The following is a 17,523-nucleotide window of genomic DNA, read 5'->3' as shown; positions in this document are numbered from 1 at the left end:
CCAGACGGGCACGAGCAACCGCGAGCGAAAACTGTCGTACCCCCGGCGCACAATGACCCCATGCAAGTGATCGTCGCTCCGAGTGAAGGGCCGGGCTTCGTCGTGCTCGCCCCCGACGGGCGGCGGCACCTCACCGAGGCCGAATTCGTCCGGTATGTGGCCGACGCGGAACGGCAGGAGGCACCGCGCTGGGTGTTCCCGGCGGTGGAGCAGGTGTATCCCCTGCTACTGCGCGCACGAACACCCATCACCCGCTGCCACGACCTCGCCCTGACCGAAGGACTGCTGCTCGCCGCGGAGGGACGGGCCGGGGAGCCGAAAGGGTTGCCCGCCGCGTGGGCGCGGGTCCACGGCCAGGAGCCGCCGCCGGACGCGCCCTCCCACGCCGACCTGCAGCCGGCGCTGTTCGAGACCCGCGGGTCGGGCCTGCCGACGGGCGTCGATCCGGCCGAGGCCGTCCGGGAGGTGCTCGCGGACCAGGACCGGCGCATGAAGCACGTCGAGCACCCGGAACGGTTCCGGTTGCTCGTCGCGGCCGAGTCGGCCAGTGCGCTCGTCGCCAGTGAGATGCGGGCCGACGGGTTGCCGTGGCGGGCCGATGTGCACGACCAGCTGCTGACCGAGATCCTCGGGCCACGCGTGCCGGCCGGGCAACGGCCCAAGAAGCTCGTCGAACTCGCCGCGCGGATCGGTGAGGCGTTCGGGGGCAAACCGGTCAACCCGGACAGTCCGCAGACCATCGTGCGGGCCTTCGGCCGCGAAGGGATCTCGGTGCCGTCCGCGCGGGCGCACGTGCTGCGCAACGTCGACCATCCGGCGGTACCGCTGTTGATCGAGTACCGCGAACTGTCCCGCCTGCACTCGGCCAACGGGTGGGTGTGGCTGGACGAGTGGGTCGCCGACGGGCGGTTCCGGCCGGCGTGGGTGGTCGGCGGCGTCGTGTCGGGGCGGTGGGCCAGTTCGGGTGGCGGCGCGCTGCAGATACCCAAGACACTGCGGGTGTGCGTGCAGGCCGACCCCGGCTGGAAGCTCGTCGTGGCCGACGCGGCCCAGTTGGAGCCGCGGGTGCTGGCGGCCCTGTCCGGCGACCGGCGGCTGGCCGAAGCCTCGGCGTCCACCGACCTCTACGCGCGCCTGTCCGAGGCGATGTTCGCCGGCACGATGAGCGCCGAAGAGGGCAGGCCCCGCGCGAAGATCGCGATGCTGTCCGCGATGTACGGTGGCACGGCCGGGGAGGCCGCGTCGCTGCTCGCCCTGCTGCGTCAACGGTTCCCGGACGCGGTGTCCTATGTGGAGCGAGCGGCGCGGGCCGGGGAGCGGGGCGAGCGGGTGCGCTCGCGGCTCGGCCGCGTCTCCCCCGCACCGTCCGAGGCGTGGCGGGCCCTGACCGGCGGCGCGGACGAGGACGAGGGCCGCGCCCGCCAGGCCGCCCGCAACTGGGGCCGCTTCACCCGGAACTTCGTCGTGCAGGCCAGCGCGGCCGACTTCACCGCGGTCCTGCTCGCGACGCTGCGCCGCACCCTGCCCGCGCCGGCGCACCTGGTGTTCTTCCAGCACGACGAGGTGATCGTGCACGCGCCCGAGGATCTGGCGCCCGAAGTCGAACGGACGATCACCGCGTCGGTCGCCGAAGCAGCGACACTGACCTTCGGCCCCGCGTGCCCAGTGCACTTCCCCATGCAACCGGCCACCGTCGACACCTACGCGGACGCCAAATGACTACGCGGCCCTGTCCAGCGCGCGCACCACACGCTTCAACGACACCGGATGCGCCGTCCCCAACGTCTGGGCGAAGAAGCTCACCCGCAGCTCCTCGATCATCCACCGCACGTCCAGCAGCTCCGGCCCCGGCACCACGCCGGGCGGCAGCGCGGCCACCGCGGCCTCGTATTCGCCCGTCACCCATTCGATGTCACGCAGCAGGTCGACGTCCTTCGCGCCCATCGAGGGCAGCTTGTCCAGCCTGCGCCCGATCCCCCGCAGGTACCGCACCAGGTGCGGCAGCCGGTCGAATCCGGTGGCCGTCACGAAACCGGGATACACCAGGCGCGACAACTGCTGCCGCATGTCGGCCAGCGACTCGGCCGGGCCGCGGGCACCGTCCAGCGCCGCCTCCACCTCGTTGGCCGCGGTCAGCACCTTCTCGACCTCGGCCAGCACGTCCAGCACCGTCGGGTTCAGCCCGCCACGCACCTTCTCCAGCAGCACCGCGAACCCGGACTCGTCCCACACCGGACCGCCCGCGGCGGCCATCAGCTTGTCCACCGCGCAGTCGACGCAGTCCTCCAGCAGGCCCGCGACACTCCCGTGCGGGTTGCGGCTCAGCACCAGCTTCGCCTGGTTGGTCAGCGCGCGGTTGATGAACTTCATCGGCGACGGCAGGTTCAGCCGCAACAGCTTGCGCGTGCCCTGCCACATCCGCTGCCGCTGCTGCACCGCCGTGTCCAGCATCCGCACGGCCACCGTGTCGCCCTCGTCGACCAGCGCAGGGTACGCCTTCACCTGGTGCCCGCGTCGTTTGCCCGCGAACACCTGGGGCAGCTCCCCGAACGCGGGAGTGGTCAGCCCCGAGCGCTCGATGCTGTCCGCCGCCTGGGAGATCGTCGCCCGCACCTCACCGCTCAGGTCCTCCTTGAGCACCTCCAGGTCCTTGCCCTCGGCGATCCGGCGGCCCCGCTCGTTCACCACCCGGAACGTCATCCGCAGGTGGTGGGGCACCGCGTCGAGCTGCCACGCGTCGAACGGCACCGCGACCCCACGCAGCGCCTCCAGCTCGTCGGCCAGCACGTCCAGCAGCGGGCCGTCGCCAGGGCCGACCCGGGACAGCACCGCGTCAGCGGTGTCCGGCGCCGGCACGAAGTTGCGCCGCAGCTGCTTGGGCAGCGATTTGATCAGCGCCGTCACCAGCTCCGCGCGCAGACCCGGAACCTGCCAGTCGAACCCGTCCGGTGTGACCTGGTTGAGCACCGCGACCGGGATGTGCACGGTGACACCGTCGGCGTCGGCACCCGGCTCGAACTGGTAGGTCAGCGGGAACTCGAGCGAGCCCTGCGTCCAGCTGTCCGGGTAGTCCGATTCGGACACCTGCTCCGCGGACTCGTTGAGCAGCATGGCTTTTTCGAAGTTGAGCAGGTCGGGCTGTTCGCTCCGGACCTTCTTCCACCAGCTGTCGAAGTGCCGCGCGGACACGACCTCGTCACCGACGCGCTGGTCGTAGAACTCGAACAGCGTCTCGTCGTCGACCAGCAGGTCACGGCGCCGGGCCCGGTTCTCCAGGTCCTCGACCTCGTCGAGCAGCGACCGGTTCTCGGCGAAGAACTTGTGCGAGGTGTCCCAATCGCCGTCGACGAGCGCGCGGCGGATGAACAGCTCGCGCGAGCGCTCCGGGTCGATCCGCCCGTAGTTGACCTTGCGCCCGGTGACCAGCGGCACCCCGTAGAGCGTGACCCGCTCGGACGCCATCACCGCGCCGCGCTTGCGTTCCCAGTGCGGCTCGGAGTACGTGCGTTTGACGACGTGCTGCGCCAGCGGCTCGATCCACTCCGGCTCGACGCGGGCGTTGACCCGGCCCCACAGCTTCGACGTCTCCACCAGCTCGGCGGACATCACCCAGCGCGGCTGCTTCCTGAACAGCGACGAACCGGGGAACACCGCGAACCGGGTGCCGCGCGCGCCGAGGTAGTCGCCCTTCTCCGGGTCCTTGAGCCCGATGTGCGAGAGCAGCCCGGCGATCAGCGCGGTGTGCACGCGCTGCGGGTCGGCGGGCTCGGAGTTCAGTGTGACGCCCAGCGGTTTCGCGAGCTGGCGCAGCTGGCTGTAGATGTCCTGCCATTCACGCACGCGCAGGTAGTTGAGGAACTCGGCCTTGCAGCGCTTGCGGAACTGGTTGTTGGACAACGCCTTCTGTTGTTCCCGCAGGTACTCCCACAGGTTGAGGTAGGCCAGGAAGTCCGAGGACTTGTCGGCGAAGCGGGCGTGCTGCTGGGAGGCGGCCTCCTGCTTGTCCGCCGGACGTTCGCGTGGGTCCTGGATGGACAGTGCAGCGGTGATGATCATCACCTCGCGCACGCAGCCGTTGCGCGCGCCCTCCAGCACCATCCGGCCCAGCCGCGGGTCGACGGGCAGCTGGGCGAGCTGCCGCCCGATGTCGGTGAGACGCCGCTCCTTCGCGGACTCCTCCAGCGCGCCGAGCTCCTGCAGCAGCTGGACACCGGCGGTGATCTGGCGGCGGTCGGGCGGGTCGACGAACGGGAACGCGGCCAGGTCGCCGAGCCCGAGCGAGGTCATCTGCAGGATGACCGAGGCGAGGTTGGTGCGCAGGATCTCCGGATCGGTGAACTCCGGCCGGGAGGAAAAGTCCTCCTCGCTGTAGAGCCGGATGCAGATGCCGTCGGAGGTGCGGCCGCAGCGGCCCTTGCGCTGGTTGGCCGAGGCTTGCGACACGGGTTCGATCGGCAGCCGTTGCACCTTCGTGCGGTGGCTGTAGCGGGAGATGCGGGCGGTGCCGGGGTCGATGACGTACTTGATGCCGGGCACGGTCAGCGACGTCTCGGCGACGTTGGTGGCGAGCACGATCCGGCGACCGGTGTGGCGGCTGAACACGCGGTGCTGGTCGGCCGCGGACAGGCGCGCGTACAGCGGCAGCACCTCGGTGCCGCGCAGGTCCATCCTGTTCAGCGCGTCGGCGCTGTCGCGGATCTCCCGCTCACCGGAGAGGAACACCAGGATGTCACCGGGCCCCTCGGCGCACAGCTCGTCGACGGCGTCGGCGATCGCGGTGATCTGGTCGCGGTCCTCGGACTCGGGGGCGTCCGGGTCGACGATCGGCCGGTAGCGCACCTCGACCGGGTAGGTGCGGCCGGACACCTCGACGATCGGCGCATCCGAGAAGTGCCGGGAGAAGCGCTCCGGATCGATCGTCGCCGAGGTGATGATCACCTTGAGGTCGGGGCGCTTCGGCAACAGCTGCTTGAGGTAGCCGAGGATGAAGTCGATGTTGAGGCTGCGCTCGTGGGCCTCGTCGATGATCAGCGTGTCGTAGCGGCGGAGCATCCGGTCACTCTGGATCTCGGCGAGCAGGATGCCGTCGGTCATCAGCTTGACCATCGTGTCGTCGCCGGAGGAGTCGGTGAACCGCACCTTGTAGCCGACGGTGCTGCCCAGCTCGGTCTTGAGCTCCTCGGCGATGCGCTCGGCGACCGTGCGCGCGGCGAGCCGCCGGGGCTGCGTGTGCCCGATCTGGCCACGCACGCCCAGGCCCAGCTCCAGGCAGATCTTCGGCAGCTGCGTGGTCTTGCCCGATCCGGTCTCGCCCGCGACGATGACGACCTGGTGGTCCCGGATCGCGGCGGCGATGTCGTCCTTGCGCTGGGAGACCGGCAGCTCTTCGGGGTAGCGGATCTCCGGCGCGCGCCGCCGCTGCACGCGCGCTTCGGCGGCGTCGATGTCGGCGGTGATCTGCCGCGCGACGCGGTCGCGGTCCCGCGCCCTGCGGGCACCGTCGAGCCGGCGGCGGAGCCGGTGCTCGTCGCGCAGCATCAGGCCGGGCAGCCGGGCCCGGAGCTCTTCGAGGGGGGATCGCGTAGACATACGGCCTCCAGGATAGCCGCGGGTGATCCGGCGGGCCTGCGAATATGACGCGTTCCGCCACCACGGCCCGCGCCGGTGCCGGATCCGGCCCGCGTCACGCCCCGGAATCGCGCGGTGGGACCGGCGAAGGCCGGCTGGGGACATGAGCAGCCAACCCGTGGCGCGGACGGCCACCGGCGCCGTCCGCGGCCGTCCCGACGGCGACGTGACCGTCTTCCACGCCATCCCCTACGCCGCGCCGCCGGTCCGGTTCACTCCGCCGACGCCGCCCGAGCCGTGGACGGGCGCGTGCGGGACCACTTCGAGCCGGGCGGCGGCTCACCCCCATCGCCGACGCGGCCGGCGCGGGTCACCGGGGCGATGCGGGTGCCCAGTCCGAATCCGCAGATGGCCGCGGCCCTCGCCGACGAGGCCCTGGGCGAAGGGCGCCTGCCACTGCGTCGAGCTGCCGTCGGTGTTCGGCACCTTCGACGCCCGGCGGGACGCGCGCATGCTCGGGGAGGAAATCCAGGGCCGGTGGCTCGGCTTCACGACCGGTGCAGCGACTCCGGCCCCACCTCGCTGATCGAGCGGTGCCCGGTCAGCGCGAGGCTGATGTCGAGGTCGGCGAGCAGCCCGCGCAGCACGTGCCGCACGCCGTCCTCTCCCGCGTGCCCCAGCCCGTACACCCAGGGCCGTCCGATCAGGACCGCCTTCGCGCCCAGTGCCAGCGCCTTCAGGATGTCCGCGCCGGTTCGCACACCGGAGTCGAACAGCACCTCGATGCGGTCCCCGACGGCGTTCGCGATGGGCGGCAGCGCCTCCAGCGACGCGATCGCGCCGTCGACCTGGCGGCCGCCGTGGTTGGACACCACGATCCCGTCCATCCCGGCGTCCACCGCGCGGCGGGCGTCGTCGACGTGCTGGATGCCCTTGAGCACGATCGGGCCGTCCCAGTGCTCGCGCAGGAACGGCAGATGCTCCCAGCTGTGGTCGGTGCCGGTGAACAGCGATACCCACCGCAGGATCGCCGACGGCATGTCGTCCTCCGGCGCCTTCTCCAGCAGAGCGCGGAAAGCCGGATCGGACAGCGGCGTCGCGAGGCCCTCGCCCTTGAGGAACGGCAGGTAGGCACGGTCGAGGTCGCGCGGGCGCCAGGCCAGCGTCCAGGTGTCGAGCGTGACGACGAGCGTGCTGTAACCGGCCGCCTTCGCGCGGGTCAGCATGCTCGCGCACACGTCGGAGTCGTTCGGCCAGTACAGCTGGAACCAGCGCGGGCCGTCACCGGAGGCACCGGCGACCTCCTCGATCGTCCTCGACGACGCGGTGGACAGGATCATCGGCAGGCCCAGCGCGGCGGCCGCGCGGGCGGTCGCCAGCTCGCCGTCCTGGTGCACGATCGACTGCACGCCGACGGGCGCGAGCAGCACGGGCGCGGGCAGCGTGGCGCCGAGGACGGTGGCGGAGGTGTCGCGCGCGGTGGCGTCGGTGAGCATGCGCGGCACCAGCTTCCACCGGTCGAACGCCGCGCGGTTGGCGACCATGGTGGCGCCCGAACCCGCGCCGCCCGCGACGTAGTCGTAGGCCTCCGGAGAGACCACTTCGCGCGCCGACTCCGCCAGCCGGACCGGGTCGGTCGTGAACGGCGGCTTCGTCCCGCCGAGCCCGTGCAGGTAGATCTCGTTCTGGTAGCCACCGAACCGCTCGGCCACAGGCACCTCCTCGTCGACGACGGAGACCGCAGCCTACCGCCGGAATCCGATCACATAACCTCGCGACGTGAAGGCGCGGACGTGGCTGCCGTTGATCGTTCTGGTGATCGCGGCTCTGGTGGTGGTGTGGCAGCAGGGTTCGGTGAGCCCGACCCAGGCGAATCCGGGGAGCGATCCCGGTGCGGCCCGGCAGCAACTGGCCGAGCTGCAGGTGAAACCGCGCGGCACGCTCAACGGGTACTCGCGCGAGAAGTACCCGCACTGGGACACCGTCGAGGGAACCTGCAACACCCGTGAGGAGGTCCTCAAGCGCGCGGGCCAGAACGTGGTGACCGGCAAGGACTGCGCGCCGACCTCGGGAACGTGGGTCAGCCCCTACGACGGCGGGACGTGGACGCAAGCGTCCGATGTGGACATCGACCACATGGTGCCGCTCGCGCAGAGCTGGGTCAGCGGGGCGTCGGCGTGGACGCAGGCGCAGCGCGAGGCGTTCGCGAACGACCTGGAGCGCCCGCAGCTGTGGGCCGTGACCGACAACGTGAACCAGTCCAAGAGCGACAGGGCGCCGGACGAGTGGAAACCACCGCTGGAGTCGTTCTGGTGCACCTACGCCACCGACTGGATCACCGTCAAGCACTACTACCAGCTGTCGGTGACCACCGCCGAGCAGGCCGCGCTGACGGAGATGCTGGACCGCTGTTGACCAGGGCGCTGCTGCCGTCGGCGCTGCTCGTCGCGCTCGTGCTGGAGGCACTGATCACCGGGAACCCGGTGGCGGCCGTCGCCGGCGGCCTGGCGCTGGCCGCGGCCGTGGTGTTCTTCCGGCGGTTCCCGGTGGCGACGTTGTGCCTGCTCGTCGCCGTCGCGGCGGTACCGGCTCTGGTGCTGGCTCCGACGGTCACGAACACGACGTGGTGGTGGCCCTTCCTCGCCTGCGCGGTCTTCGGCTACCGGGTGGGCGAGCGGCGGGACGAGGTGCGGCCCGTGCTGTCCGGGCTCGCGGCGGTGGTGCTGGCCGCGCTACCGGTCGGCGTCCTCGCGGACAGCGCGGCGCGCGGCGGGTTCGGGCTGGTGTTCGGCCTGTACGACTGGTTCGTGCTGGTACTCGTCCTGCTGCTGGTGGTCGCGCTGCCCTGGCTGGCCGGCCGCTACCGCGCGCAGCGCGCCGCGCTCGCGTCGGCGGGCTGGGAGCGTGCGGCGCTGCTGGAACGGCAGAAGCAACTCGAGGCGGACCAGGCGCGGCTGCGGGAGCGGTCCCGGATCGCCCGCGAGATGCACGACTCGCTGGGCCACGAGTGGGGGCTTCTCGCATTGCGGGCGGCGGCTCTCGAAGTGAGCACGGACCTGCCGGAGCGGCAGCGCGAAATGGCGGGTGAGCTGCGGGCGGGTGTGGCCGGCGCGACCGCGCGACTGCGGGAGGTCATCGGAATGCTCCGGCCCGACGGTGAAACCGACGACGGCGCCGACATCGACGGGTTGATCGCCCGGGCCGTCGCCGCCGGCATGCGGATCGAGTGGGACCCGCCCCGGCCGTCGCCCCGGCCCGCGGCGGTGGAACGGGCGGCGCACCGGGTGGTTCGGGAGGGGCTCACGAACGCGGCGAAGCACGCGCCCGGCGCGGCGGTCACCGTGCGGCTCGAACACGGCCCGGACAGCACGACCGTGACGGTGGTCAACGGGCCGGCGACCGGGCAGCCGGGCGGATCCGCGGACGGCGGTTCCGGGCTCATGGGACTGACCGAGCGGGTCCGGCTGCTCGGCGGCTCGCTACGGGCCGGCCCCCGGGACGGCGGGTTCGCCCTCGTCGCCACGCTGCCGCACGACGCGCAACCCGCGCCGGTGGCGGTCGGGACCGAGTCGGTGCGCGCGCGGTCCCGCGCCGAGGCCCGCCGGGGACTGGCCGCGGCGATGCGGGTGCCCGCGCTGGCGGCCGCCGTGGTCGTCGTCCTGGCGATCGCGCTCTACGCGCTGGTGGGCGCCAACAACAGCCTCGATCCGGCCACGTTCGCCGGGATCCCGGTCGGGGCGGCGCGCGCGGACGTGGAGGACCGGTTGCCCCCGTTCCAGATCCTGGGTGATCCGGAACGGATGCTCCCGGCGCCGCCGGAGGGCACGGAGTGCCGTCAGTACTGGTCCACGCGGCAGAGCGAAGACCGCCTGTTCTTCCGGTTGTGCTTCGTGGCGGACTGGCTGGCGTCCAAGGAAACCGTTCCCCGCAGTGCCATCTCGTCCCGATCGGAGTGAGAAGTGATCCGCGTTCTGCTGGCCGACGACGAGCCCCTGACCAGGGCGGGGATCCGGACCGTGCTCGCCGCGGACCCGGAGTTCGAGGTGGTGGCCGAGGCCGCGGACGGCCGCGAGGCGGTCGAACTGGTCCAGGCGCACCGTCCCGGCGTCGTCCTGCTCGACATCATGATGCCGCGGCTGGACGGGTTGTCGGCCGCGACCGAGATCGGCCGCACCGTGCCCGGCACCGGCGTGATCATGCTGACGACCTTCTCCGAGGACGAGCACATCGCTCGCGCGTTCGACGCCGGGGCAGGCGGTTTCCTGCTCAAGACCGGTGATCCGCGGGAGCTGTTCGCCGGGATCCGCGCGGTGGCGCGCGGTGCGGCCTGCCTGTCACCCGAGATCGCGCACTGGGCGATCCGGCGGTTGAGCACCGGCGGTGAACGGATGACGGGCGTGCTGCGGGCCCGGCAGCTCGCCGAGGGCCTGACGCCGCGGGAACGGGCCGTGCTCGGGCTGGTCGGCGCGGGACTGTCCAATGCGGAGATCGCGGGACGGCTGCACGTCGTCGAGGGGACGGTGAAGGTGTTCGTCAGCGCGATCCTGCGCCACCTGGAGGTCCGCAACCGGGTGCAGGCGGCGATCATCGCCTACGAGGCCGGCCTGGTGGAGCGCGATCTATGACTTCCGGGGAGTTCCCTGGTTGGCGTCCGGCAGATTCCGGGCGGCGCTCCGGCCGCGAAGCTGGCCGCATGACGAACCTGAAACGCCGCACGGCGCTCGCCCTCTGCGCGGGTTTGCTGGCCGTGGCCGCGCCCGCGAGCGCGGCCGAACCGATCCGCCTGTCGCTGCCACCTCCGGCCGGGCCGTATCCGGTGGGCACCACCGAACTGCACCTGGTCGACCGCTCCCGGATCGATCCCTGGGGCCCGGGCGGACCGCGTGAACTGATGATCTCCGTCTGGTACCCGGCCCGCGCCGCGCACGGTCCGGCAACACGTCATCTGGCCCCCGAAGTGGCGGCCGACTACGAACGGACAGCGGCCGTGGTCGGGGTGCGACCCGGTGTCGCCGATTTCGCCGGAACCAGGACCCACGCCCGCGACGGCGCCTCCGTGCTGCCCGGATCCCGGCCCGTGGTGCTCTACTCGCCCGGCGGCGGGGAGTCGCGCGCACTCGGCACCACGCTCGCCGAGGACCTGGTGAGCCACGGCTTCGTCGTCGTCACCGTCGACCACACCTACGCGAGCCCGGTGCGGTTCCCCGACCGGATGGAATACCCGGCGCACGGCGTCGACATGGCGCGGATGATGCGGGAACGGGCGCTGGACACCGGTTTCGTGCTCGACCAGCTCGAAGTGCTCCACTCCGGCGGCAACCCCGACGCGGCGCACCGCGCACTGCCCGCCGGGCTCGGCCGGACGCTCGACCTGTCCAGGGTCGGCATGTTCGGCCACTCGATGGGCGGTTTCACCGCGGCCGAAGCCATGCTGGGCGACCGGCGCATCGACGCGGGCGCGAACCTCGACGGCAGTATGGATCCCGCGTCCGGGCAGGCATCCGCCCGCGGCGCCGACCGGCCGTTCCTGCTGATGGGCGGCGGAACCAGCGCCGGGGCACCGCACACCCACCGCCACGCCGCGGACTGGGCCGCGTTCTGGGCGAACTCCACGGGCTGGAAGCGCGACGTCCACCTGCCGACAGCCGAGCACGGAAGCTTCACCGACGCGCAGGTGCTGGTGCCGCAGATCGGCCGGCGGATAACTCTGCCGTCCGAGGAGGTGGCCGCGGCCATCGGCACGATCGACCCGCGCCGGAGCGTCGCGGCGCAGCGGGACTACCTCGCCGCGTTCTTCGCGCTGCACCTGCGCGGATGGCCGACGGACCTGTTCGACCGGCCGTCGCACCCCGATGTGCGGCTGGTGCCGTAATGGTGGCCGATCTGCTCGACTGGCTGCAGCGTCTGCCCGCGCTGTGGGTGGTGGTCGGCGCCGGACTGCTCGTGTTCGGTGAGTGCACCCTCGGCCTCGGGTTCGTCACCCCTGGCGAGACCGGCTTGTTCGTCCTGGGCACCACCGCGACGAGCGTGCCGAAGTTCGTGGCGCTGTGGCGGGTGACCACGGCGTGCGCGGTCGCGGGCGACTCGGTCGGTTACCTGGTCGGCAAGCGCTACGGGCCCCGGCTGCGGCAGACCGGGATCGTGCGGCGCCACGGCGCGCGGGGCTGGGACCGGGCAACCGGGTTCCTGTGCCGGCGCGGCGGGTCGAGGACCTGACCGGGACGGGAAGCTCGGTCGCGGCCGCGCTCGTGGTGGTCGCGCTCGCGCTGGTGATCGTGCGACGCCGCCGCGCGCACGGTTGACCTTCGAGCCGGTCGAAGCCGCAGAATCGGCGGCATGCTGACGATCAGCGCCTTCGCCCGGCGCACCGGCCTCACGCCCAGCGCGTTGCGCTTCTACGACGACTGCGGCGTGCTCACCCCGGCCCGCGTCGACGAGGTCACCGGCTACCGGTACTACCGCGAGGACCAGGCCGAACGGGCCGCGCGGCTGCGCGAACTGCGGGCGGCGGGGCTGCCGCTGGCGCAGGTGACCGCCGTGCTCGACGGCCCGTCCGAGGAGGCGACCGCGATCCTGGAAGCCCACCGGCGTCGTCTGCGGGCGGACTTCGCCGCCGCGTCCAGTGCGCTCGGGCGGCTGCTGCCGGGGCCGCCGCGGCTCGCCGGGCTCGACCTGGCGAGCGCGATCCGGCAGGTCACGCCCGCCGCGGGTGCGCCGCTGGACTTCGTCCTGATCGAGGCCGACGGCGACGAGGTCCGGCTCGTCGCCACCGACCGCTACCGGCTGGCGCTGCGGGTCCTGCGCCCCGTGCACCCGGGCACCGGCCGGTTCGTCGTGCCCACGCGCGAGCTGGCCGAGCTCGGCCCGTGGGTCGCGCGGCACGACGAAGTCACCCTCACCGGCGACGCCCTCCATGCAGGCGGCGAGTCCCGGCCGTTGCCGCTGCTGGACGAGGAGTTCCCGGGCTACCGCGTCATGCTCGACGCCCTGCCCGCCCCGGAGCGGCGGGTCGTCGTCGACCGCACCGCGCTCCGGGACGCACTGCCGGAGCGCGGCCCGGTCGAACTTGCCGTGTGCAAGGACGCCCTGGTGGTGAACGGCCGCGCGCTGCCCGCGATCGGCGACGGCGCACTGCGCATCGGGTTCGACCCGGCTGTGCTGGGCGCGGCGCTGGAGGCGAGCGTCGGACCGGACGTCCTGCTGGAGTTCGCCGGGCCGTCGGACGTCACGCGCGTTCGGTCTGCTGATCAGGGGTCGTTCGAGACGCTGGTGATGCCCGTCGCACTCGCAGCAGCCGGGCCAGGCTCTCCGACCGCAGCACCGCGAGCGGGCCGATGATCGCCAGCAGCAGCACGTAACCGGCGACGAACGGCGCGACCCGCGAGTCCAGCCCGGCCGCGACCGCCAGCGTGGCCAGTACCAGCGAGAACTCGCCGCGCGTGAGCACGGTCAGGCCGATGTTCAGCCCGGCCTGACCGTCGAAGGAGTGCAGCTTCGCGGCGATGGCACCGGCCGCGAAGTTGAGCACGAGCGTCAGCACGACCGCGATCAGCACCGGCACCACGACCGTGCCGACCGCGTTCGGATCGATGCTGAGCCCGAAGATGAAGAAGAACAACGCGCCGAACGCGTCCCGCAGCGGCAGCACCAGTTTGTGGATGCGCGGCGCGACCTTCGACCCGCCGAGCATCATGCCGACCATGAACGCGCCGATCGCGTCGGACACCCCGAGTTCTTCGGCGACCGCGGCGCCCAGCACGGCCACCCCGACGAAGCACACGGTCAGCAGCTCGTCGTCGGCCGAACCGAACAGCTTCGACACCAGGCGTCCGCCCCAGCGGGCGAGCGCGGCCAGCGCCAGCAGGAACCCGAGCGCCTCGCCGAAGTCGGCGAGCGCGGGCCAGAACGAGTCGGCGCCGGACAGCACCGGCTGCAGCATCGCCAGGTACAGCGCGAGGAACAGGTCCTCGATCACGATGATGCCCATGATCAGGCGGGATTCGGGGTTGCGCATGCGACGGGTCTCGACGAGCAGTTTGGTCACGATCGCCGAGGACGAGATGCCGATCGCGCCGGCGATCACGAGCGCCTCGCTGGTCCCCCAGCCGAGCAGGAAGCCGAACGCCAGCCCGCCGCCGATGTTGAGCGCCAGGTAGACCAGCCCGGAGACCGCGAGTTTGCGGCCGCCCTTGGCGAGGTCGTCGAGCGAGAACTCCAGGCCGAGGTAGAACAGCAGGAACACCAGGCCGAGCCCGGCGAGCACGCTGAGCTGTCCCGGATCCTGCACCAGCGACAGTCCGGGTGTGTTGGGGCCGAAGATGAACCCGGCCAGCATGAACAGGGGAATCGTGGGCAGCCCGATGCGGGCGCCTGCTCTGGCCAGCACGCCGGCGGCGAGGAAGGCGCCGCCGACGGCGAGCAGGGCGTGTCCGGTGTGCATGTGTTGTCCCTCCAGGACAGGGCGAAGCGCACCGCGTGGTCGCGCGGCGTGCTGGATGACCGGGGCGTTACCTGGAGGGCGGCGCGCGGGCGCCGAACGCGGTGCCGGGATCGGCTGACGGAGCCGGGCCCGCGGGTGGCGGGGGTGTCTGCGTGAGGCCGCGCGGTGGTTCGGTGACGACGACCGGCGGCAGGTCCGCGGCGGGCAGCGCGGTGGCCGTGACGTGCGGCAGCGGTTCGGCCGCGAGCACGGCGACGTGGTCGGTGACGTGCGGGTGGACGACGTCGGTGGTCGGCGTGACGAGGCTGAGCAGCAACAGCGCCAGAACGACCACGCGGACGGACCGGTGCCGGGAACTCGTCCCTGGCTTCCGCCGCACGCTTCTCCCCTCGACCCGCTCCGGTATGTCCACTATACCAGACAGCCTGGTCCACAGTGGACGGTCGGCTCGCGTGTCACCGGCCACAGCGCGGAATGAACGCGCGCGAACCGTTGTTCCGTTGGCGGGGCAAGCCCGCGCGAGGAGGAGACGGTTTGAGCACGGCTGCGGTCACGGCGACGGCGAAGATCGGACGGACACCCGGCACCCTGCGGTACGCGCTCATCCTCGGCGGGCTGTCGGCGTTCGCACCGCTGTCGATCGACATGTACCTGCCCGCGCTCCCCCGCATGGCCGACGACCTGCACAGCTCCGCGCCGACGCTGCAGCTCACGCTGACCGCGTTCATCGTCGGGCTGGCACTGGGACAGCTCGTCGCCGGACCGCTGTCGGACTCGTTCGGCCGCCGCCGCCCGCTTCTGACCGGGCTGGCGCTCTACGCCGTCGCGTCGATCCTGTGCGCGGTGAGCCCGACGGCGGAACTGCTCATCGCCGGGCGCGTGGTGCAGGCACTCGGGGCCGCGGCCGGGATCGTGATCGCGCGGGCGTGCGTGCGCGATCTGTTCAGCGGCACCGCGATGACCCGGTTCTTCTCGATGTTGATGCTGGTCAGCGGCCTGGCGCCGATCCTGGCACCGGTGGCAGGCGGGCAGGTGCTGCGGCTGGTGCCGTGGCGCGGGGTGTTCGTGGTGCTGACCGTGTTCGGCGTGCTGCTGCTGACGGTCGCGGCGCTGGCGCTGCCGGAGACGCTGCCGCCCGAGCGCCGTCACCCGGCCCACCTCGGCTCCACGCTGCGCGGGTACGCCGGGCTGCTGCGGGACCGGACCTTCCTCGGGTACTCGTTGTCGGCCGGGCTGATGTTCGCCGGGCTCTTCGCCTACATCTCGGCATCTTCGTTCGTGCTCCAAGACGTGTACGGGCTCAGCCCGCAGGCGTACAGCCTGATCTTCGGCGCCAACGGGCTCGGGATCGTGATCGCGGGTCAGGTCAACGGGCGGATCGTGGGCCGCGTGCGGGAACGGACGCTGCTGACCGTCGGGCTGACCTCGTCCGCCGCCGGCGGGATCGGCGTGCTGGTCGCGGCGCTCGCGGACCTGCCGCTCGGTGTGCTGGTGGTGCCGCTGCTGGTCATGGTGTCGAGCATCGGGCTGGTCATGCCGAACGCGTCGTCGCTGGCGCTGTCCGAGCATCCGCACAACGCCGGGGCCGCGTCCGCGCTGCTCGGCGTGATGCAGTTCGTGGTCGGCGCGCTGGCCACCCCGCTGGTCGGGATCGGCGGCGACGTGAGTGCCGTGCCGATGGGCGCGGTGATGGCGGCGTTCGCCGTGGCGGCCCTGCTGGTGTTCACCGTCTTGACCCGGCGGCGCCCGGCTTAGGGGCCCGGCATGCCGTTCCTCTCGCCCGGGACTCCGGACCGGGCGGCGCGTCCCGCGTTGTTCCTGTTCGGCGCGCTGTTCGTGCCCGTCGGGATCACCCTCGCCGTCGACGGGCACGCGTTCGGGTTCGGGTTCCTCGGGGTCGGGCTGTTCCTGCTCGGTGCGTGGTGGTTGCTGCAGCCGGGGCAACCCAGCGCGCGGGCGAAGCGGTTGCAGCGCTGGGCCGCGGTGCTGAGCCTGGTGAGCGCCGCGCTGGTGCTCACAGCGGGCGCCCTGTTCCTCGGCGTCGGCGCCCACCGGCCGTCCTTCGCCGAGCTGGCGCCCGGAATCGGGGTGACCGTCCTCGCGGCCGCCGCCCTGGCCGCCCGCGTTCTCGTCGGCGGGGAGAGGCGCCGGGCCGCGCGGAAGTGACCCGGCGCGCCCCTCGGCGCGCGACGGTCTTGACACCGCCGCCACGTCAGGTTCAGCCCAGCAGGTGGCAGCCGCTCAGCCGAGCGCGGCGAGGTCACCCTCCCGCAGCTGGTCCACCGTCACCGTCACGTCGCCGTCGACGAGGGATTGCAGGGCGTCGCCGTCGTCCCACATGTTCACGTTCATCGCCGCCTGCACCCGGCCGTCGCGCAGCCAGAACGCGATGAACTCGCGTTTGCCGAGGTCGCCCCGCACGACCAGCTCGTCGGTCGACGGGTCGGCGATCCCGCGGTACTCGCAGCCCAGGTCGTACTGATCGGTGAAGAAATAGGGGCTGCGCTCGTACGGCTCGGATCCGCCGAGGAGGTTCGCCGCCACATGCGTGCCCTGGTTCTTCGCGTTCGCCCAGTGTTCGACGCGGATGCGGCGGCCGTAGCGGGGGTGCCACTGCGCCGCGATGTCGCCCGCCGCGTACACGTCCGGCGCCGAAGTGCGCAGCGTCGCGTCCACTGTCAGCCCGCCCTCGTCGGCCAGTTCCAGCCCGGCGGCGTGCGCCAGACCGACACGGGGGGCCGCGCCGACGGCGATCAGGACGACATCGGCAGGCAGCTCCGTCCCGTCCGCGAGCCGCACCCCGGCGACCCCGCCAGGGCCACCGGTGACCCGCTCGATCCCGCTCCCCAGCCGCCACTGCACGCCGTGCTCGCTGTGCAGATCGGCGAACACCCCGCTGATCTGCGGCCCCAGCGACCACAGCGGCCCGGGCAGCATATCGACCAGCGTCACGTCGGCACCGTGGTGCCGCGCCGCCGCCGCTGCCTCCGTCCCGATCCAGCCGGTGCCGACCACCACCACGCGCGGCGAGCCCGCGAAGGCCGCGCGCAGCGCGAGCGCGTCGTCCAGCGTCCGCAATGCGTATACGCCCGGTATGTCGGTCCCCGGCACCGGCAGCGCGCGCGGGTGCGAGCCGGTCGCCAGCAGCAACCGGTCGTAGGAATGCCGCCCGCCCCGGCCGTCCGACACCACCCGCGCGCCCAGGTCGATCCGGGTCGCGCTGGTGCCGGAACGCAGATCGGCCTCATGGGCCGCCCAGAAGCCCTCGCCCCGCACCCAGTCGGGTTCGTCGGCCTCACCCAGCAGAATCTTCTTCGACAGTGGCGGCAGCTCGTAGGGCCGGTGCGCCTCCGCGCCCAGCACCGTGACCTCCCCGTCGTAGCCGTTCTCGCGCAGGGTGGCGGCGGCCGAGGCACCGGCGAGGCCGGCACCGACGATCAGGATCCGCTTCGGCTCGGGCATCACAGGTCTCCCATTCGTGTGAACCGCGTCACCCGACGCTACTGCCGACAAAA

General features: G+C 72.4%; 16 protein-coding genes. 11 read left to right on the top strand and 5 right to left on the bottom strand.

The genetic code is table 11. The annotated features are described in order from the left end of the window. The first annotated feature begins 60 nt into the window (after window positions 1-60). Window positions 61-1,719 carry a bifunctional 3'-5' exonuclease/DNA polymerase gene (locus tag HNR02_RS17005; RefSeq protein WP_179774133.1) on the top strand — a complete coding sequence of 553 codons (1,659 nt, stop codon included), beginning with the start codon at window positions 61-63 and terminating at the stop codon, window positions 1,717-1,719. Here the strand turns inward: HNR02_RS17005 and hrpA are convergent, their stop codons facing one another. After that, window positions 1,720-5,589: an ATP-dependent RNA helicase HrpA gene (gene hrpA / locus HNR02_RS17000; protein ID WP_179774132.1), complete on the bottom strand. Its 3,870-nt coding sequence runs from the start codon at window positions 5,587-5,589 to the stop codon at window positions 1,720-1,722. A gap of 142 nt (window positions 5,590-5,731) precedes the next feature. Here hrpA and HNR02_RS35480 point away from each other — a divergent pair, with 142 nt between their 5' ends. After that, the gene (locus HNR02_RS35480) at window positions 5,732-6,154 is read left to right on the top strand and encodes a carboxylesterase family protein (protein WP_246338586.1); all 423 of its coding nucleotides are present in this window, start codon (window positions 5,732-5,734) and stop codon (window positions 6,152-6,154) included. Here the strand turns inward: HNR02_RS35480 and HNR02_RS16990 are convergent. Further along, on the bottom strand, window positions 6,117-7,280 hold the full coding sequence (locus tag HNR02_RS16990; protein ID WP_179774131.1) for a lactate 2-monooxygenase: 1,164 nt from the start codon (window positions 7,278-7,280) through the stop codon (window positions 6,117-6,119). The genes HNR02_RS35480 and HNR02_RS16990 overlap by 38 nt on opposite strands. 67 nt (window positions 7,281-7,347) lie before the next feature. On the opposite strand from HNR02_RS16990, the gene HNR02_RS16985 reads away from it, so the two are divergent. The 7 genes from HNR02_RS16985 (at window position 7,348) to HNR02_RS16960 (ending at window position 12,906) form a co-directional block, all read left to right on the top strand. Next, entirely contained in the window at window positions 7,348-7,983 is a 636-nt protein-coding gene (locus tag HNR02_RS16985) for an HNH endonuclease family protein (RefSeq protein ID WP_179774130.1), read from the top strand. Beyond that, entirely contained in the window at window positions 7,980-9,524 is a 1,545-nt protein-coding gene (locus HNR02_RS16980) for a sensor histidine kinase (protein ID WP_179774129.1), read from the top strand. Before HNR02_RS16985 ends, HNR02_RS16980 begins: the two co-directional genes overlap by 4 nt. Before the next feature lie 3 nt (window positions 9,525-9,527). Further along, entirely contained in the window at window positions 9,528-10,193 is a 666-nt protein-coding gene (locus tag HNR02_RS16975) for a response regulator (protein ID WP_179774128.1), read from the top strand. A 68-nt stretch (window positions 10,194-10,261) separates the two neighbouring features. Further along, complete coding sequence (locus HNR02_RS16970) at window positions 10,262-11,440, top strand: alpha/beta hydrolase family protein (protein ID WP_179774127.1); 1,179 nt, start codon at window positions 10,262-10,264, stop codon at window positions 11,438-11,440. Next, window positions 11,440-11,784 carry a DedA family protein gene (locus tag HNR02_RS16965; protein WP_179774126.1) on the top strand — a complete coding sequence of 115 codons (345 nt, stop codon included), beginning with the start codon at window positions 11,440-11,442 and terminating at the stop codon, window positions 11,782-11,784. Before HNR02_RS16970 ends, HNR02_RS16965 begins: the two co-directional genes overlap by 1 nt. After that, complete coding sequence (locus tag HNR02_RS36130) at window positions 11,757-11,870, top strand: MYXO-CTERM sorting domain-containing protein (RefSeq protein ID WP_281377238.1); 114 nt, start codon at window positions 11,757-11,759, stop codon at window positions 11,868-11,870. The genes HNR02_RS16965 and HNR02_RS36130 overlap by 28 nt, the downstream gene beginning before the upstream one ends. Before the next feature lie 34 nt (window positions 11,871-11,904). Continuing rightward, a complete protein-coding gene (locus HNR02_RS16960; RefSeq protein ID WP_179774125.1) occupies window positions 11,905-12,906 on the top strand; it encodes a MerR family transcriptional regulator in 1,002 nt (333 codons plus the stop codon). Here HNR02_RS16960 and HNR02_RS16955 read toward each other — a convergent pair. Together HNR02_RS16955 and HNR02_RS16950 are read right to left on the bottom strand one after the other, a co-directional pair. Next, window positions 12,794-14,008, bottom strand: a complete 1,215-nt coding sequence (locus tag HNR02_RS16955; protein ID WP_179774124.1) for a cation:proton antiporter — start codon at window positions 14,006-14,008, stop codon at window positions 12,794-12,796. The two genes, HNR02_RS16960 and HNR02_RS16955, sit on opposite strands and share 113 nt — an antisense overlap. Window positions 14,009-14,075: 67 nt before the next feature. Then, window positions 14,076-14,342, bottom strand: a complete 267-nt coding sequence (locus HNR02_RS16950) for a hypothetical protein (protein WP_312861039.1) — start codon at window positions 14,340-14,342, stop codon at window positions 14,076-14,078. Window positions 14,343-14,542: 200 nt separating this feature from the next. Between HNR02_RS16950 and HNR02_RS16945 the strand changes: the two genes are divergently transcribed. Continuing rightward, window positions 14,543-15,763 carry a Bcr/CflA family multidrug efflux MFS transporter gene (locus tag HNR02_RS16945; protein WP_246338585.1) on the top strand — a complete coding sequence of 407 codons (1,221 nt, stop codon included), beginning with the start codon at window positions 14,543-14,545 and terminating at the stop codon, window positions 15,761-15,763. Window positions 15,764-15,772: 9 nt separating this feature from the next. After that, a complete protein-coding gene (locus tag HNR02_RS16940; protein WP_179774121.1) occupies window positions 15,773-16,174 on the top strand; it encodes a hypothetical protein in 402 nt (133 codons plus the stop codon). Between the two features lie 75 nt (window positions 16,175-16,249). Here the strand turns inward: HNR02_RS16940 and HNR02_RS16935 are convergent, their stop codons facing one another. Continuing rightward, window positions 16,250-17,470, bottom strand: coding sequence for an NAD(P)/FAD-dependent oxidoreductase (locus HNR02_RS16935; protein WP_179774120.1), 1,221 nt, complete (start codon window positions 17,468-17,470; stop codon window positions 16,250-16,252). Between the last annotated feature and the right edge of the window lie 53 nt (window positions 17,471-17,523).

It is taken from the genome of Amycolatopsis endophytica (genome assembly GCF_013410405.1).
Taxonomy (GTDB): Bacteria; Actinomycetota; Actinomycetes; order Mycobacteriales; family Pseudonocardiaceae; genus Amycolatopsis_E; species Amycolatopsis_E endophytica.
The sequence above is the reverse complement of the archived record's forward strand: the minus strand, read 5'-3'. Positions and strand labels throughout refer to the sequence as shown.

Excerpts from the sequence above, each read along its gene's own strand:
- HNR02_RS35480 (WP_246338586.1), top strand. The coding sequence starts at position 5,732 with ATGAGCAGCCAACCCGTGGCGCGGACGGCCACCGGCGCCGTCCGCGGC.
- HNR02_RS16940 (WP_179774121.1), top strand. The coding sequence starts at position 15,773 with ATGCCGTTCCTCTCGCCCGGGACTCCGGACCGGGCGGCGCGTCCCGCG.
- HNR02_RS16970 (WP_179774127.1), top strand. The coding sequence starts at position 10,262 with ATGACGAACCTGAAACGCCGCACGGCGCTCGCCCTCTGCGCGGGTTTG.
- hrpA (WP_179774132.1), bottom strand. The coding sequence starts at position 5,589 with ATGTCTACGCGATCCCCCCTCGAAGAGCTCCGGGCCCGGCTGCCCGGC.
- HNR02_RS16960 (WP_179774125.1), top strand. The coding sequence starts at position 11,905 with ATGCTGACGATCAGCGCCTTCGCCCGGCGCACCGGCCTCACGCCCAGC.
- HNR02_RS16965 (WP_179774126.1), top strand. The coding sequence starts at position 11,440 with ATGGTGGCCGATCTGCTCGACTGGCTGCAGCGTCTGCCCGCGCTGTGG.
- HNR02_RS17005 (WP_179774133.1), top strand. The coding sequence starts at position 61 with ATGCAAGTGATCGTCGCTCCGAGTGAAGGGCCGGGCTTCGTCGTGCTC.
- HNR02_RS16935 (WP_179774120.1), bottom strand. The coding sequence starts at position 17,470 with ATGCCCGAGCCGAAGCGGATCCTGATCGTCGGTGCCGGCCTCGCCGGT.
- HNR02_RS16955 (WP_179774124.1), bottom strand. The coding sequence starts at position 14,008 with ATGCACACCGGACACGCCCTGCTCGCCGTCGGCGGCGCCTTCCTCGCC.